Origin of the sequence: Rhodococcus sp. 05-340-2, from assembly GCF_002258915.1 — a bacterium.
GTDB lineage: Bacteria > Actinomycetota > Actinomycetes > Mycobacteriales > Mycobacteriaceae > Rhodococcoides.
Map to the genome: position 1 here is coordinate 61,341 of NZ_NOYU01000038.1, position 14,769 is coordinate 76,109.

The following is a 14,769-nucleotide window of genomic DNA, read 5'->3' on the forward strand; positions in this document are numbered from 1 at the left end:
CTACTCTCGGGCTGATGCGACGAACCTGGATACGAATACTCACCGGCACGATCGCCATTCTGGGCATCGTCACCGGGCTCGTGGCGATGGGCGTCTACTACACCGACACCCGGGTCAACGTGCTGATCGCGCTGGCGTCGTTCGCTCCGTTGATGTTCGTCGCCGTCGTGGTCGGTGCCCTGGTGGCGTTGATCGGTCGACGCTGGGTTCTGGCAGGAGTCTCCGCGCTGGTGCTCGCTGCAGGCGCATTCGCGTACGCACCGCTCTACGTTGCGGACGCGGCACCCGAGGACGGGACGAGCTCCGACGGCGTACGACTGCGAGTGATGCAGGCGAATCTGATGATCGGGCTGGCCGATCCGACTGTCGTGGTCGGGCAGGCCCGCGACAGCGCCGTCGATGTCGTCACGATTCAGGAATTGACCGATGCGTCGGTCATCGGTCTGCGTGACGCCGGCATGGAAGAGCTCTTTCCCTACCGCTACCTCCAGCCGCACGTGACAGGCGGCGGTGGGGCCGGAATCTACAGCCGATTCCCGATCTCGGACAACCGTGAGCTCGACGGGTACGGCCCGGTGAATCTCGCCACCGAGGTCGAGATCCCCGGTTCCGAGCCGGTCACGCTGCTGGCCGTGCATCCCGGTCCCGCCTACATCACCCCGGCCGATATCTGGACCGCCGAATTGGACACGCTCCGAGACGATTTGGAGGCAGCGGCGGGCAGCGGTCCGGTGATCGTCAGCGGCGACTTCAACACGACGTATTCACACAAGAAGTTCCGCAACCTGCTCGATGCCGGATATTCCGACGCCGCAGCGCAATTGGGGAAGGGACTGATTCCCACGTATCCGACGGACAAGGGCACACCGGCCGTCGTCGGGATCGACCACATCCTCACCAACACCGGTCACGCTCGGTCCTTGGAGCGAATCGATCTCCCCGGATCGGACCACCATGGGTTGATCGGGGAGATCGAGTTCTCCTCGAGCGTCAGCTGACGCGAACGACCTGCTTCCGAGACTTGCCGCATTGCAAGAGGATTCGCACCGCGGCGGGAGTGCCGTCCAGCGACGTCACGATGTCGTTGCGGGTTTGTGCCGCCGCGCTTGCCACCTTGTCGAGCGACGTGACTGCGGGGTCGAGCGTCGCGGTGATCTCGACGACTCTCTGACCACGGTCTGACACCGAACGACCGGTCGCCGAGACGACACCTTCGTGCGCGGCAAGTGACTTCGCGGCGCTTCGAGCAGCGGTTCCCAGGTCGACACTGAGCCGGCCGTCGACATCTGCATCCGCAGTGGACGCGAAAGCGACGGTGCCGACCGAGCGGCGCGGCAGGTGGGCGAGTAGCCACCACAGACCGAGCAGAACGAGGACGATGGCTGCTGCTCCGAGAGCCCAGGGCCACCAGCCTGCGTCGACGGCGGTGTCGACGAAGGCCGCGTCGAGACGTTCGCGGCCGGGAAACTGTCCGCGCTCCCAGGCGATTGCTCCGCCGCCCAGAGCGATCAGGGCAAGGCCGACGACGGCGGTGCTGGTTCGGTCGACCGAAGCGGTGGCGCGTTTCACGATGGTTGTCCTGTCGTTCGCACTCGGGTGCGGACCTTGGGAGCCGACGCGAGTGGGCGGAGGGCGTCGTCCACGGAGGTGACGACGGAGGACTTCAGCTGGGAGGTGTCAGTGCCTGCGACGGTGGACACGGCGACGGTGACCTTCTTGTTGCCGGCCTTGGCGGTCGCAGAATCGACTCCGACGCTGTCGAGAGCGGCGGTGCGGGCAACGGCTGCGACGTCGCCCTTGCGGAGCCAGACGTCCTGCTCGGAGAGGGCGCGGTGGGTGCGCCGACGGGGGCGGATCGCGGCGAAAACCAGAACGAAGCCCACGACGACCGCGGCGATGCCTGCGGGCAGCATCCACTGCTGCGCGGTGAGTCCGTCCAGGTTCGTGGCGGCGGGGCCGACCCACTCGGGGCCGTCGATGGCACCCAGGGCGAGCAGTGCCTCGCGGCCGAGGACCACTCCGGCACCGATGAGGACGAGTGCGAACAGGATTGCGGGTACGGCTGCGGTGGGGTTCGCCACAGGCTTCTTGCCTGCCTTCTCGATCACTGCACTCTCCCTTCTTCATGGGTGGCCTCGGCGGGTACGCATTGGACGGTGACGTCGACACGGTCGACGGTGTAGATGCCCAGCTCGGACAGATCCCGTGCCACGGCGGCACGGACGTCGGCGGCCACCTTCGCCAGCGGCGAGGGCCACGTGACCGCCACCGCTACCTGCGCGCGGACACGGGAGCCGTTGACCGTCACGTCGGCCTTGGGCAGATCGCGCCCACCGAGGACGCGTAGACCCGGCTGAGGTCGGGCGACCGCGTCGGTGCTGCGGGCAGCGAGGACGGCGAGACGCTCGACGGCCTTGTGCTTGATCTCCAGCGATCCGCGTTGACCGGCGTCCCCGAGCGTGTCGGTCGTCACTGTCTCAGTCACGACCGCGACCACGCATGATCGAGTTCAGGTCCAGCTCGCCGTCGATATAGCGGCCGACGAAGAAGCCGAGGCCGCCGAGAACGATGGCGATGAGGAAGCCGGTGAAGCCGCCTGCCGCTGCGGCGATGGCCAGCAGAAGTCCCACGAACAAACCGATGGTCGCTGTGGTCATGGTCTTGATCTCCACTCAGAGTTCGAAGTAGTTGCGCCTGGTGACGCGTTTGCGGATGCGAGCGATCCGCTTGGGAAGTGTGCGTATCGGGGACGGAATCGAGGACGCGCGGAACGCCGTCGGCGCACTCGCTGCGTTGGCAGGGGCCGAGGGCAGCACCGCGAATCGTCGGTCGACGGCGGCGAGTTCGGCCATGTACTGCGCCGGATCCCCACCGATGTCGGGGTGGTGTTCGCGTGCCACAGCGCGCCGAGCCGCCTTGTACGCGGCGGCTCGGTCGTGCGCTGCATGCTCGTTCACCTGGTCAGACTCGCACAATGTCCTCGACGGTGACGTGCACGGGCCCGTCGACCATCGTCGCTACTGCGCGACGCACGGCGTCGGCGGTCTCACGTACCGCAACCCCGAATTCGAGAGTGACGTGAACCTCGGTTCCGTCCTCCCCGATTCGAATGCCGGCGATCCGGCGTCCGGGCAGGTACGTAGCGGCTTCGCCGAACATGCCTCCGTGCAGGCCGACGACACCGTCGATCGCCAGAACGGCGTCGGCGATGTCCTCGGACCTGTCACGTTCCGTCATGTGCGGATCGGTCACTGCACTCGGGTGGTGGCGGGCTCGGTGGCGGTGTCGTCGTCGTCCGAGCCGTCGTCGAGGTAGATGTCGTGGACGACGATGTTGACCTCGGTGACCTCGAGGCCGGTCATGCGCTCGACGGCGTTGATGACGTTGCGACGGATGCCTGCCGCGAGGTCTGCGATCGAGACGCCGTAGTCGGCGACGATGTCGATGTCGACGGCTGCCTGACGCTCGCCTACCTCCACCGAAACGCCCTGCGACTGGTTGACGCGTGCGCCGGGGATGCGCTCACGGAGTGCGCCGATTGCGCGGCTCGCTCCGCCGCCGACGGCATGCACTCCCTGAACCTCACGGGTGGCGATACCGGCGATCTTGGAGACGACGGTGTCGGCAATGGTGGTGCGGCCCTGCGAACTGACGAGCACGGAATCCGACTTGGTGGTGATGTCGGTCTTGCCTTCGCCGGTTGCGGATACGGTTGCCTTGGTGTCCGTCGTGGAGCTCATGAATGCCTCTCTTCGTTGAGTGTCGTGCAGAGTGTGTGTCAGGAGTTGGTCGTAGCTCGATCGCCGAAACGCACGTACCAATAAAGTGAGCTACGTCATAGATTACGTCTGGGGGCTCGATGGAGTGGGTTGATGCATCGGACCGCGTACTCGTCGGCGCAGCCGCGCTCGGTGAGACGGATGCGTTCGAGGAGATCGTCCGGCGCTACGGCCCGGAGATGTTCCGGTACGCGCGGAACATGTTGTCCGATCAAGGTGCAGCCGAGGAGGTGGTGCAGGACGCCTTCGTGGCAGCGTGGAAGGGCCTCGACAACTTTCGAGGTGACTCGGCTCTGCGAACATGGTTGTTCTCGTTGGTCTCGCACAAGGTGATCGATCATCGACGCCGTCGCAGCGTTCCGCCCGCAGAAGATTGGGTATTCGAGCGAAAGAGCACCGGCGCGGGCAGTGATCCCGAGGCGGATGTCGAAGCCGACAGCTTCATGACCGAGCTGGGCACAGCGCTCGCCGAGCTGCCCTATCGGCAGCGGGCCTGCTGGCTGCTTCGCGAGGTGGAAGGCCTGACGCACCCCGAGATCGGGGCGATCATGACCCTGTCCGCCGGAGCAGTACGTGGTCAGTTGACCAGAGCACGAGCAACATTGAGCGAAAGGTTGGCAACATGGCGAACCCACTAGAGCCGGACTCGGTTCTCGCGCGTGCTGCCACCGAACTTCGGGACGCACCGCAGGAACCCAATTGGGTGGACATCAGCGCGTCCATCATCTCGAAGGTACGCAACACCACCAGACGCACGTGGCCGATCGACAGCGCGTTCCCCTCCGGCTCCACGGCCGGACCGGAGGACTCGCTGCGGGTCAGCGACCACATCGTCAAGACGACGCTTCGCCGTGCGCTGGCAGGCGTGCACGGCGCACAGCCGACCGAGATCGACCTCGATCTCGACGACCACGCCTGCATCGGTCTGTTCGTCGCGGTGATCGGGGTGTACGGCGACGACCTGCAGGCCGCCGGAGACGAGCTGGCGACCATCGCGATCGGTACCGTGTCGGACCTGTTGGGCGTCACCCTCGGGCGCGACGTCGTCGAGATACGCGTCGACGACATCGAGGAGCGCTAGCTGTATCGGCCGGGTGAGGAGACAGGCTGTGGCGGACAGGGGTGAGCTGAGGATCTACCTCGGCGCAGCACCCGGCGTCGGCAAGACCTTCGCCATGCTCGGCGAGGCGCACCGATTGCGCAGCCGGGGCTGCGACGTCGTGGCCGCGGTGGTCGAGACACACGGCCGAGCGCGGACGATCGACGCACTCGACGGCATCGAAGTGCTGCCGATGGCGACCGTGAACTATCGCGGGTCCTCGGCGCAGGAACTCGATCTCGACGCCGTCCTGGCCCGAAAGCCGCAGGTGGTGCTCGTCGACGAACTGGCGCACACCAACACCCCGGGGAGCGTGCACGGCAAGCGGTGGCAGGACGTCGAGGTGCTCCTCGACGCGGGTATCGACGTCATCTCCACCCTCAACGTGCAGCACCTCGAATCGCTCAACGACGTGGTGCAGCAGATCACCGGAGTGCCGCAACGGGAGACGGTGCCCGACAGCGTCGTTCGAGCCGCCGACGAGGTCGAGTTGGTCGACATCACCCCCGAGGCGTTGCGCAGTAGGTTGCGGCACGGCAACGTCTACGCCGCCGAGAAGGTCGACGCGGCACTGAGCAACTACTTCCGCGGCGGCAACCTCACCGCTCTGCGCGAGCTCGCGCTGCTGTGGATCGCCGATCAGGTCGACGCGGCACTGGTGAAGTACCGCAAGGACAATCGCATCACCGACACGTGGGAGGCCCGCGAGCGCGTGGTGGTGGCAGTGACCGGCGGCCCGGAATCGGAAACCCTGCTCCGCCGAGCGAGTCGGATCGCCTCGAAGTCCAGTGCAGAGCTGATGGTGCTGCACATCGTCCGCGGTGACGGGCTCATGGGCGTCTCGGCACCGCAGATGGGCTCGGTCCGCACGCTCGCCGCCGGCCTCGGTGCCAGCGTGCACAGCGTCGTCGGTGACGACGTGCCGTCGACCCTGCTCGACTTCGCCCGCGGGGTGAACGCGACCCAGCTGGTGATCGGCACCTCGAGAAGGTCCCGCGCGGCGCGAATCCTGGACGAGGGAATCGGCGCGGCAGTGGTGCAGAACTCGGGAAAGATCGACGTGCACATGGTCACTCACGCCGAGCAGGCTCGGCGACGGGGAGTGCAGGTCGACTCGGGACGGCGCCGCATTCTTGCGTGGGTTGCCGCTGTACTGGTGCCCTGCCTGGCCGCGGCAGTGCTGAGCACGGTCGGGCCCGACTTCGACTCGAGCGGCGAGAGCGCCCTGTTCTTCATGGTGGTGCTGTGCGTCGCGCTGCTGGGAGGGGTTGCGCCGGCGGCACTCTCGGCGTTGATCGCGGGCTTCCTGCTGAACTACTTCTTCACCACCCCCAGATACAGCCTCACCATCGCCGAGCCCGACAACTTCGTCGTCACCGTCGTACTGCTCCTCGTCGCCGTCGCCGTCGCAGCCCTCGTCGACGCTGCCGCCCGGCGGACGCGTCAGGCACGCCGGGCGACGCAGGAGGCCGAACTGTTGACGCTGTTCGCCGGCTCGGTGTTGCGCGGCGCGGACCTGACCGCACTGCTCGAACGCGCCCGCGAAACGTACCGACAGAGCGGGGTAGCGCTGTGGGACAACCAGTCCGGATCGATCGTGGGTAGCGCGGGTGCGCAGGCTCCTGGCGATCGAGCCGGGGCGGACACCGAGGTCGACGCAGGCGACTTCACGTTGTTGCTCGTCGGCGAACGCACACACGCGCACGATCGGCGGGTACTCGCTGCAGTGGCCAATCAGGCCGCCGGCATGGTCCGGCAGGCGCGCCTCGCCGAGGAAGCCAGCCGCGCCAACGCTCTCGCCGAGGCCGACGCGTTGCGTCGAGCATTGCTCTCGGCCGTCAGCCACGACCTGCGGACGCCGTTGTCCGCGGTCAAAGCGGCATCCTCGTCGTTGCGCAGCACCGACGTTCAGTTCTCGCCCGAGGACACCGACGAGTTGCTGGCCACCATCGACGAGTCTGCCGATCAGCTGACCGCCCTGGTGAGCAATCTGCTCGACTCCTCGCGGTTGCAGGCCGGTGTGGTGCAGCCGAGCCTGCGGCCTGTGTTCGTCGACGACGTGCTCAGGGGCGCGTTGGTCGGAGCGGACGACCGAGTACGCGTCGAGGTAGGCGATGTCGAGGTACTGGCCGACCCGGGTCTGCTCGAACGGGTGCTCGCGAATCTGGTGAACAACAGTGCCCGCTACGCCCCCGTCGGCGACATCACCGTCAGTGCCGTCGCGCACGGCGAATGGGCGAGTATCTCCGTCGCCGACCACGGACCAGGCATCACCGAGGGAGCCGAGGAGACCATGTTCGACGCGTTCCAGCGCCTCGGTGACCGCGACAATTCGGTGGGCGTCGGGCTCGGGTTGTCGGTGGTGCGGGGATTCGTGCGGGCGATGGGCGGTACCGTCACGGCATCGAACACCGTCGGCGGCGGGCTGACGATGACGGTCGAGTTGAAGGCGGCGAGCAGGTGAAGGTGCGGGTGCTCGTCGTCGACGACGAGCCGCAGATCGTGCGAGCGTTGAGGATCAACCTCAACGTGCGTGGGTTCGAAGTGGTCAGTGCGGCGAGCGGCGGCGAGGCGCTGCGGGTGGCTGCGAACTTCCACCCGGACATCGTGATTCTCGACCTCGGCCTGCCCGACATCGACGGAATCGACGTCATCGCCGGTCTGCGCGGCTGGACCGACGTACCGATCCTCGTGCTCTCGGCGCGAACCGATTCCGCCGACACCGTCGAAGCACTCGACGCCGGTGCCGACGACTTCGTCACCAAGCCGTTCGGCATGGACGAGCTGCTGGCCCGATTGCGCGCAGCCCTGCGCCGTGGACCGCACACCGTCGCCGACCCCGTTGTCGTCACCGAGGACTTCACCGTCGACCTCGCCACAAAAACCGTTGTGCGAGACGGTGCGAGCGTGCACCTGACCCGTACCGAGTGGGGTGTGCTCGAACTACTGGTACGCAACGAGGGCAAGCTGGTGTCGCAGAAGGACATACTGCGCACCGTCTGGGGGCCCGGCCATGAGCGCGAAACACATTATCTACGAATCTATCTCGGCCAACTGAGGCAGAAGCTCGAACGAGACCCGGCGTCCCCGGTGCATCTGATCACCGAAACCGGTATGGGTTACCGATTCGTGAGCTGACCCCTATCCACGCTCGCACCTATCCACCCAGTACCTCACCCTCACGGCGTGGGTCGGCTCCACCGATCCAGCCGCCGTCGGTGCGCTGCAGCGCGCTCAGTCCGCTGGACTGATCTGCGACCGACACCTCGTGGCCCATCTCGCGGAGCGCCGCGACCACCGGATCGTCCTCGCCCGAGACGTTCGGGTGTTCACCGCCGTAGTTGGTCGACGGCGTGTTGGCCGCTCCGAAGTCGACCATCGACACCGCCTGCTGCGGATCCATGCCCCAATCGAGCAGTCCCACCAGCGTTTTGACGACGAACTGGATGATCACCGAGCCGCCGGGAGAGCCGGCGACGAGCACGAGGTCTCCGCGCTCGCCGTCGTCGTTGCGGTCGAAGACCAACGTCGGGGCCATCGAACTGCGCGGACGCTTCCCCGGCTCGACGCGATTGGCCATCGGAGTTCCGTCCTCGGCCACGGGAGCCGCGGAGAAATCGGTGAGCTGATTGTTGAGCAGGAAGCCGTCGACCATGTGGAACGAGCCGAAGGCCGACTCGACGGTCGTCGTCATCGAGGCCGCATTGCCCTGACTGTCGACGACCGAGATGTGGCTGGTACCGAACTCTGGATCGGTGGACGAGGCGAACTGCACCGGGCCGAAGTCGCCGGGCTGCGCGGTACCCATCGACTTGCCCTCGTCGATCAGTCCGGCTCGCTCGCTGAGGTATTCGGGATCGAGCAGCGCATCGGGTGAACCGCCGGGCAGGGGAACGAAGTCCGGATCTGCGACGTACTTGTCACGATCGGCGTAGGCCAGGCGCTCGGCCTCGGCGATCAGGTGTACACCCTCGGCCGTCGGGGTTCCGCCGTTGTCGTCCATCCCCGTCGGCGCGTACTGCGACAGGTCGAAGTTCGACAGAATCCCCATCGCCGACGCCACCGCGATACCGCCCGAGGACGGGCCTGGCATGCCGCAGATGTCGTGGTCGCGGTACTCGGTGCATACGGCCGTGCGGGTCTTGGGTTCGTACGCGGCGAGATCCTCCAGCGTGATCTGCCCGGGAGTGCGGCCTGCGGTGGTGTCGGCGGTGGCGTCGACGATGGCCTGTGCGATGTCACCGGTGTAGAAGGCGTCTGCCCCGTCGGTTGCGATGGCGGACAGCGTCTTCGACATCGCCGGGTTGTTCAGCACCGTCCCGGCCGGCTTGCCGGTGCCGTCGGGCTGCAGGAAGTAGTCCTTGGACGCTGGGTCGAGGGCGAGCTTCGGTGCCGAGTCGGCGATGGACGAGGCCATCCGTGGGCTGATCTCGATTCCGGTGTCGGCGAGGTCGATTGCGGGTTGGAAGAGCTCACCCCATTGCTCGGTGCCGTGATCGTCGTGGGCCTGCTCGAGCATCCGCAGCACCCCCGGGACGCCGATCGAGCGACCGCTGGACCGGGCATCGGGTTGCGGCAGAGTGCGATTCACGTCGTCGATGTACCGCAGGTAGTCCCCGGTGGCGCTCATCGGGGCGGTCTCGCGGCCGTCGTAGCTCTGCACTTCACCGGTGGCTGCGTCGTAGTACATCAGGAATGCCCCGCCGCCGATGCCGGAGGACTGCGGCTCGACGAGGCCGAGCACCGTCTGCGCCACGATCAGCGCGTCGGCCGCGGTGCCCCCGTCCCGCAGGACCGCGCACGCGGCCTCGGTGGAGACCGGATTGGCCGTCGAGACGGAGTACGAGGCCGTCTCCACCGGGGTCATGTTCGATCGATACCCGGTCGCCACTTCGGGATTGGTGGAGATGTCGCCGGAATTTGCGCTCGGTGTCGCTCCTACCGGGGTGCCGCCACTGGCACCGAGGACACAGCTGTTCTCGGCCGCGGAGTCGGGATCGGTGCTCTCGCTGCTACTGCACGCGGCGAGCGGCACCAGCAGCAGGGCACATGCAAGGACAGTCGAGCGGTGCACTCCGATTACAGACACCGACCGACGCTAACATCCGGCTCACCTGCCGGCACGGGTCTCGGCAGATTCGAGAAGCCAGTGTGCGACGGGTGCAGGTCTACCGAACAGAAAGCCCTGCGCGAAGCGGCATTCGAGAGCCTCGATGATCTCGGCCTGTTCCTCGGTCTCGACGCCCTCGGCCACCGTCGCGACCGGCAGCGCCGACGCCATGGCGACGATCGCGCGAATCAGCTGAGTGTCGGATTCCGAACTGCCGATCTGGTGGACGAAGGACTTGTCGATCTTGAGCAGCGCGATCGGCATCGCGCGCAACCTGCTCAGCGAGGAGTAGCCGATGCCGAAGTCGTCGAGAACGATGAGCACACCCATCGCGGCGAGTCGGTCGAGAACGCTTTTCGCCGTGCCCATGTCGTCGATCAGGACGCTCTCGGTGATCTCGAGGGCCAGATCCGCTCCGTCGAGCTCGTACGTGTCGAGCAGTCGCCCGACGATGACCGGCAACGAATCGTCCCGCAATTGCATCGGGGACACGTTCACCGACATGGTGACGTCCTGCCCGTTGGACCGAAGTGTCACCAGGTCCGACATCGCGGTGCGCAGCACCCATTCGCCGATTTCCTTGATGAGATTGGTCGATTCGGCAATCGAGATGAACTCGTTGGGGGTACGCACTCGCCCCTGCCAGTTCCAGCGCACGAGTGCCTCGTAGACGACGGTGGTGCGCGAGACGGTCTCGATGATCGGCTGGTAGTACACCTCGAGTTCGCCGCGTCTGATCGCGCCGCGCAGCGCGGTGGCGGTCTCGATCGCGGATGTCGCTCGCGCACGCAGGGACTCATCGAAGAATGCGTAGCGCGCTGCGCCGAGAGACTTGGCGTGATACATCGCGGTGTCGGCCTCGCGGATGGCGTCGTGCAATCGGTCCGCGTCGGCGATCCCCACCGAGGCCGTGACGTATGCCGTTGCGGCGCTCAGGGGGAACGGTTCGTTCGTCCGATCGATGATGCGGCGGGCCAACGCCTCTGCTCCGCCGCGATCGCGGCGGGTCAGCACGACGAACTCGTCACCGGCGTACCTGACCACGGTGTCGGCGGCACCGAGTGCGGCGCGGATGCGTCGTGCCGCGGCCACGATGAGTTCGTCACCGACGCGGTGACCGTACGAGTCGTTGACCATCTTGAAGTTGTCGAGGTCGACGAACAGAACGCATGTGCGTCCCGGAGTCTGGATGCGCTCGAGCCGGGTGAATTCCTCGTCGAGCATCGTGCGGTTCGGTAGGCCGGTCAACAGATCGTGAGCGGCCAGGTATTTCGCGTGCTCCTCGCCGACCTGCACTCGGGTCAGCGCGCGTTCGCCGCGCAGGAAGGCGCCCACCAGGATCGACGCGAGCAACAGGGACCGGACGATCAGATCTCCGGTGGACACGGCCGAGCCCAGCAGCGGCACCGTGGCGCAGACGACCAGCAGCGTCACCACGAACACGACGCGGCGGCTGCTGTGCGCCGGTGCAGGAGTCTGCCGTTGGGAGACGGTGCGCATCGACGGATCGAGGGCCGCCATCGCCAGGGAGAGATACGCGAACAGGTAGATGCCGTCGAGCAACCCCGAGGACGGCGCGTCGTCGGTGGTGGCAGCGAATGCGTACGAGATGTCGCCGACGAGTGTCGCGACGAGTGCGATCAAGGCCCACTGCAGCGCTGGGGTACGGGGCTTGGACGAGAACAGTAGGTAGGTGGTCAGGGTGATCAGTGCTGCGTCTATCGCCGGATACAGCCCGTTGACCACCGTCGATGCCGAGGAACGAGGAGATTCGAGGGCCGGTGAGATGAACAGCAACCACGACAGGAAGAGGGTGCCGAGGAAGATCAGGCCGGCGTCGACGAGTGGAGTGATGTCGTCGATCGACTGCCGATCTCGGATCCACCGCGAGAGTGCGTACCCGACGAGTGCGTACCCGGTCAGTGTGAACAGATCCGGCAGCAGCGGGAACGAGTGATTCAGTGCGGTGGGATCGCTGCGGAGCGAGACCCCGAACATGAACAGCACCGAGGCACCGAACAGTGCCCACCAGCATCGAGAGTCGTCGGGGCGGTATCTACGGATCGCGGCGCTGATGGTGAGTACCGATCCGACGGCAACGGTGGCGAGGACACCGGCCCGCACTCCGGCGTCGCCGAGAACGAAGACGGTGCTCGCGACGACGACCACTGCCACCAGACCCGCGGTTCTTCTGGTGTGCATGGGGAAGGGCGCAGCGACCTTCGTGTTCATCGAAGGACCTACTTCCTTCTCGCTCGTGGCGTTCGCATGGCTGTTCGCGACGCCTCCATGGGTGAATATACGTCTTTGCGCAGCGCACACGGGGCCGAAGTTCGCCGCCGTCGGTGAAGAAGTTCAACAGATGTTGCAACGGCACAGTGTCGTCAACCGAGGGTTGACGGCTGCACATCGTCAACCTACAGTTGACGCATGACGCAACCACTGAAGATGACGAACCCCGTCCGTCTCGACGATCTCATCGACGCCATCGAGAAAGTGCACACCGATGCGCTCGACCAACTCTCGGGTGCGGTGATCGCGGCCGATTCCCTCGGCGAGGTCGCCGACCATCTGATCGGGCATTTCGTCGATCGAGCCCGCCGCTCAGGGGCGTCCTGGACTGCGATCGGAGCATCCATGGGAGTCAGCAAGCAGGCGGTGCAGAAGCGCTTCGTTGCGAAGGGCGGCGACGATCCCGCCGATCTCGATGCCAGTCAGGGCTTCTCGCGCTTCACCCCACGGGCGCGCAACGTGGTGGTCGGAGCGCAGAACGAGGCTCGGGCCACTGCCAACGACTGCATCACCACCGGGCATCTGATCCTCGGTCTGCTCGGCGAACCCGAGGGATTCGCAGCGAAACTGCTGGGCGCGCAGGGCCTCACGCCCGAGCAGATCCGTTCTGCGGTGACGGCGACGCTGCCGGAACCGACCGACCCCGTACCCGATCTCGTGCCGTTCGACGCCGGTGCCAAGAAGGTGCTGGAACTGACTTTCCGTGAGGCGCTTCGGCTGGGGCACAACTACGTCGGTACCGAGCACATTCTGCTGGCACTGTTGGAGAACGAGGACGCCACGCTCGCCTCGCTCGGCGTCCGCAAGGACACCGCCGAAGAGGGGCTGGCGGCGGCGCTCGGTATCTAGGAAGCGATGGCCTTCGCCCGTTCGAGAGCGATGCGGACATCCTCCTCGATCAGGTCACCGTTGATCGCAGCGCCGGCCTTGACTCCAGCCGCGGACGCCGCCACCACGGTGTCCATCGGTGCAGACACGTTGCCTGCAACCCATACGCCGGGAACGGATGTTGCACCGACGGGATCGGCCTCGACGTACGTGCCGAGGACGTGGTCGTTCATGACCATCTCGGTCGTGGCCAGCCCCAGCGACATCAGGATGTCCGCGCGCGAGGTGAAGTTGGGTCCTACGACCAACGCGTCGAGCGGGATCTGCGTGCCGCTCGCGAGTGTCACTCCCACGATCGCGTCGCTGTCGACATCGACCCGAGCGATCTCCTCGCCGACGACCTCGATGCCACGTGCGGCGAGTCGCGCGAGGTCCTCTTCGGCCAGTGTCGGTGCCGTGTGCGCGAACACCGTGACGTGCTCGGTGAGCTGACGCCACATCTGTGCCTGGTGTCCGACCATGGCGCTGCCGATGATTCCGATCCTGCGATCGCGTACCTCCCAGCCATGGCAGTACGGGCAGTGCAATACATCGCGCCCCCACCGATCGGCGAGGCCGGGGATGTCCGGAAGAACATCGGTGAGGCCGGTGGTGACCAGGAGGCGGCGGCCGCCGACGACGGAACCGTCGGCGAGAGTCACCTCGAACCCGGTGTCGGTTCGACTCGCGGATGCGGCGACGCCCTCGACGATGCGTACGCCGTAGTGCCGCGCCTCGTCTCGGCCGAGTCGAACCAGCTCGAGAGGCGACTCCCCGTCGCGGGTGAGGTAGTTGTGGGAATGCGCTGCCGGTGCGTTGCGGGGATCGCCCGCGTCGATGATCGCGACGGATCGTCGGGAACGGCCGAGGGCCACGGCGGCGCTGAGTCCGGCGACTCCGCCGCCGACGATGATCGCGTCGACCTGAGTGTGTCGATCGGTGTCTGTAGTCATGTGGAGAGTGTCCGGCAGAGGCCGATTATTGGCAAGAAATCTTGCCAATGCAGCAAATGGTCAAAGCGGAAAATACCGTGTACTGGGATTGGAGGCGCAGATTCGGCCATTCGCCGAATTGTGATCGTGCCGACTGGCGTCGAGGCTGCCAGAGGTCGATGTAAGCGCGGATCTACCGCTTGAACAGGGCGTTCACTCGAGGTCTACTGGTCGGTAAGAATCGAGCCGGGGGGGCATGTGGGGCACTTCGAGATCGGCGAGACCGTGATCACGGTCCGCAACCTGGGACATGTGCGATGGCGCAGCGGAATCCCCAAAGGGACCGTGGGAATCGTCGTCGGAATCGATTGGCTCGGTGACGCTCGCGTGAACTTCACCGTCGACGAGTCGATGCTCACCCGAGGTGAGACGGTGGAACACATCGTCGCCGACGGCGACGTTCGCACGCTGCGGGCCGCTCCCCGTCGTTTGACCGGCTAGTTGCTGTCGGTTCGCTCGTCGTCGGTCGCGGGACCGGTTTCGATCGCTCCGCCTTCGCTCGACCAATCGTTGTCTTCCGCCGCTGCGGCCGGATCAGACGTCACGTCTTCCTTGGCGGCGGGGGCAGTGTCGTCGTTCTTCGAGTCGTTGTCGTTGGTAGTCATGACTCCGGGGTACCCGCGCGGAACC

General features: G+C 66.2%; 18 protein-coding genes. 7 read left to right on the forward strand and 11 right to left on the reverse strand.

Annotated elements, in window-relative coordinates; all coding sequences use genetic code 11:
• Window positions 1–14 precede the first annotated feature (14 nt).
• The gene (locus CH271_RS22920; protein WP_094634980.1) at window positions 15–998 is read left to right on the forward strand and encodes an endonuclease/exonuclease/phosphatase family protein; all 984 of its coding nucleotides are present in this window, start codon (window positions 15–17) and stop codon (window positions 996–998) included.
• Here CH271_RS22920 and CH271_RS22925 read toward each other — a convergent pair.
• The 7 genes from CH271_RS22925 to CH271_RS22955 are packed head-to-tail and all read right to left on the reverse strand — an operon-like array spanning window position 991 to window position 3,740.
• Window positions 991–1,569 carry a hypothetical protein gene (locus CH271_RS22925; RefSeq protein ID WP_052048059.1) on the reverse strand — a complete coding sequence of 193 codons (579 nt, stop codon included), beginning with the start codon at window positions 1,567–1,569 and terminating at the stop codon, window positions 991–993. The genes CH271_RS22920 and CH271_RS22925 overlap by 8 nt on opposite strands.
• Window positions 1,566–2,108 carry a DUF6286 domain-containing protein gene (locus CH271_RS22930; RefSeq protein ID WP_094634981.1) on the reverse strand — a complete coding sequence of 181 codons (543 nt, stop codon included), beginning with the start codon at window positions 2,106–2,108 and terminating at the stop codon, window positions 1,566–1,568. Before CH271_RS22930 ends, CH271_RS22925 begins: the two co-directional genes overlap by 4 nt.
• On the reverse strand, window positions 2,105–2,485 hold the full coding sequence (locus tag CH271_RS22935) for an Asp23/Gls24 family envelope stress response protein (RefSeq protein WP_037195612.1): 381 nt from the start codon (window positions 2,483–2,485) through the stop codon (window positions 2,105–2,107). Before CH271_RS22935 ends, CH271_RS22930 begins: the two co-directional genes overlap by 4 nt.
• Complete coding sequence (locus CH271_RS22940; RefSeq protein WP_027495126.1) at window positions 2,478–2,657, reverse strand: hypothetical protein; 180 nt, start codon at window positions 2,655–2,657, stop codon at window positions 2,478–2,480. The genes CH271_RS22935 and CH271_RS22940 overlap by 8 nt, the downstream gene beginning before the upstream one ends.
• 15 nt (window positions 2,658–2,672) lie before the next feature.
• Window positions 2,673–2,957 (reverse strand): hypothetical protein, encoded by a 285-nt coding sequence (locus tag CH271_RS22945; protein ID WP_094634982.1) that lies wholly within the window; start codon window positions 2,955–2,957, stop codon window positions 2,673–2,675.
• 4 nt (window positions 2,958–2,961) lie between these two features.
• Window positions 2,962–3,237 carry an Asp23/Gls24 family envelope stress response protein gene (locus tag CH271_RS22950; RefSeq protein ID WP_094635088.1) on the reverse strand — a complete coding sequence of 92 codons (276 nt, stop codon included), beginning with the start codon at window positions 3,235–3,237 and terminating at the stop codon, window positions 2,962–2,964.
• Window positions 3,238–3,248: 11 nt separating this feature from the next.
• The gene (locus CH271_RS22955; protein WP_037195609.1) at window positions 3,249–3,740 is read right to left on the reverse strand and encodes an Asp23/Gls24 family envelope stress response protein; all 492 of its coding nucleotides are present in this window, start codon (window positions 3,738–3,740) and stop codon (window positions 3,249–3,251) included.
• Window positions 3,741–3,859: 119 nt separating this feature from the next.
• On the opposite strand from CH271_RS22955, the gene CH271_RS22960 reads away from it, so the two are divergent.
• Genes CH271_RS22960 through CH271_RS22975 form a run of 4 tightly spaced genes read left to right on the forward strand, consistent with a single transcriptional unit; the run spans window position 3,860 to window position 8,016 of the window.
• Complete coding sequence (locus CH271_RS22960; protein ID WP_052064936.1) at window positions 3,860–4,417, forward strand: RNA polymerase sigma factor; 558 nt, start codon at window positions 3,860–3,862, stop codon at window positions 4,415–4,417.
• On the forward strand, window positions 4,402–4,860 hold the full coding sequence (locus CH271_RS22965) for a hypothetical protein (protein ID WP_037195107.1): 459 nt from the start codon (window positions 4,402–4,404) through the stop codon (window positions 4,858–4,860). Before CH271_RS22960 ends, CH271_RS22965 begins: the two co-directional genes overlap by 16 nt.
• Before the next feature lie 28 nt (window positions 4,861–4,888).
• Complete coding sequence (locus CH271_RS22970; RefSeq protein ID WP_094634983.1) at window positions 4,889–7,342, forward strand: sensor histidine kinase; 2,454 nt, start codon at window positions 4,889–4,891, stop codon at window positions 7,340–7,342.
• Window positions 7,339–8,016 carry a response regulator gene (locus CH271_RS22975; protein WP_094634984.1) on the forward strand — a complete coding sequence of 226 codons (678 nt, stop codon included), beginning with the start codon at window positions 7,339–7,341 and terminating at the stop codon, window positions 8,014–8,016. The genes CH271_RS22970 and CH271_RS22975 overlap by 4 nt, the downstream gene beginning before the upstream one ends.
• Window positions 8,017–8,035: 19 nt before the next feature.
• Here the strand turns inward: CH271_RS22975 and ggt are convergent, their stop codons facing one another.
• A complete protein-coding gene (gene ggt, locus CH271_RS22980; protein ID WP_094634985.1) occupies window positions 8,036–9,967 on the reverse strand; it encodes a gamma-glutamyltransferase in 1,932 nt (643 codons plus the stop codon).
• 21 nt (window positions 9,968–9,988) lie between these two features.
• Window positions 9,989–12,220, reverse strand: coding sequence for a putative bifunctional diguanylate cyclase/phosphodiesterase (locus CH271_RS22985; RefSeq protein WP_094634986.1), 2,232 nt, complete (start codon window positions 12,218–12,220; stop codon window positions 9,989–9,991).
• Window positions 12,221–12,418: 198 nt separating this feature from the next.
• On the opposite strand from CH271_RS22985, the gene CH271_RS22990 reads away from it, so the two are divergent.
• On the forward strand, window positions 12,419–13,129 hold the full coding sequence (locus CH271_RS22990; RefSeq protein WP_179274778.1) for a Clp protease N-terminal domain-containing protein: 711 nt from the start codon (window positions 12,419–12,421) through the stop codon (window positions 13,127–13,129).
• Here the strand turns inward: CH271_RS22990 and CH271_RS22995 are convergent.
• A complete protein-coding gene (locus tag CH271_RS22995) occupies window positions 13,126–14,100 on the reverse strand; it encodes an NAD(P)/FAD-dependent oxidoreductase (RefSeq protein WP_094634987.1) in 975 nt (324 codons plus the stop codon). The genes CH271_RS22990 and CH271_RS22995 overlap by 4 nt on opposite strands.
• Before the next feature lie 237 nt (window positions 14,101–14,337).
• Between CH271_RS22995 and CH271_RS23000 the strand changes: the two genes are divergently transcribed.
• Entirely contained in the window at window positions 14,338–14,580 is a 243-nt protein-coding gene (locus CH271_RS23000; RefSeq protein WP_256986512.1) for a hypothetical protein, read from the forward strand.
• Here CH271_RS23000 and CH271_RS29000 read toward each other — a convergent pair.
• The gene (locus CH271_RS29000; RefSeq protein WP_176460679.1) at window positions 14,577–14,744 is read right to left on the reverse strand and encodes a hypothetical protein; all 168 of its coding nucleotides are present in this window, start codon (window positions 14,742–14,744) and stop codon (window positions 14,577–14,579) included. The genes CH271_RS23000 and CH271_RS29000 overlap by 4 nt on opposite strands.
• Window positions 14,745–14,769 lie beyond the last annotated feature (25 nt).

Excerpts from the sequence above, each read along its gene's own strand:
- CH271_RS22940 (WP_027495126.1), bottom strand. The coding sequence starts at position 2,657 with ATGACCACAGCGACCATCGGTTTGTTCGTGGGACTTCTGCTGGCCATC.
- CH271_RS22920 (WP_094634980.1), top strand. The coding sequence starts at position 15 with ATGCGACGAACCTGGATACGAATACTCACCGGCACGATCGCCATTCTG.
- CH271_RS22990 (WP_179274778.1), top strand. The coding sequence starts at position 12,419 with ATGACGCAACCACTGAAGATGACGAACCCCGTCCGTCTCGACGATCTC.
- CH271_RS22965 (WP_037195107.1), top strand. The coding sequence starts at position 4,402 with ATGGCGAACCCACTAGAGCCGGACTCGGTTCTCGCGCGTGCTGCCACC.
- CH271_RS22985 (WP_094634986.1), bottom strand. The coding sequence starts at position 12,220 with ATGAACACGAAGGTCGCTGCGCCCTTCCCCATGCACACCAGAAGAACC.
- CH271_RS22995 (WP_094634987.1), bottom strand. The coding sequence starts at position 14,100 with ATGACTACAGACACCGATCGACACACTCAGGTCGACGCGATCATCGTC.
- CH271_RS22955 (WP_037195609.1), bottom strand. The coding sequence starts at position 3,740 with ATGAGCTCCACGACGGACACCAAGGCAACCGTATCCGCAACCGGCGAA.
- CH271_RS29000 (WP_176460679.1), bottom strand. The coding sequence starts at position 14,744 with ATGACTACCAACGACAACGACTCGAAGAACGACGACACTGCCCCCGCC.
- CH271_RS22960 (WP_052064936.1), top strand. The coding sequence starts at position 3,860 with ATGGAGTGGGTTGATGCATCGGACCGCGTACTCGTCGGCGCAGCCGCG.
- CH271_RS22950 (WP_094635088.1), bottom strand. The coding sequence starts at position 3,237 with ATGACGGAACGTGACAGGTCCGAGGACATCGCCGACGCCGTTCTGGCG.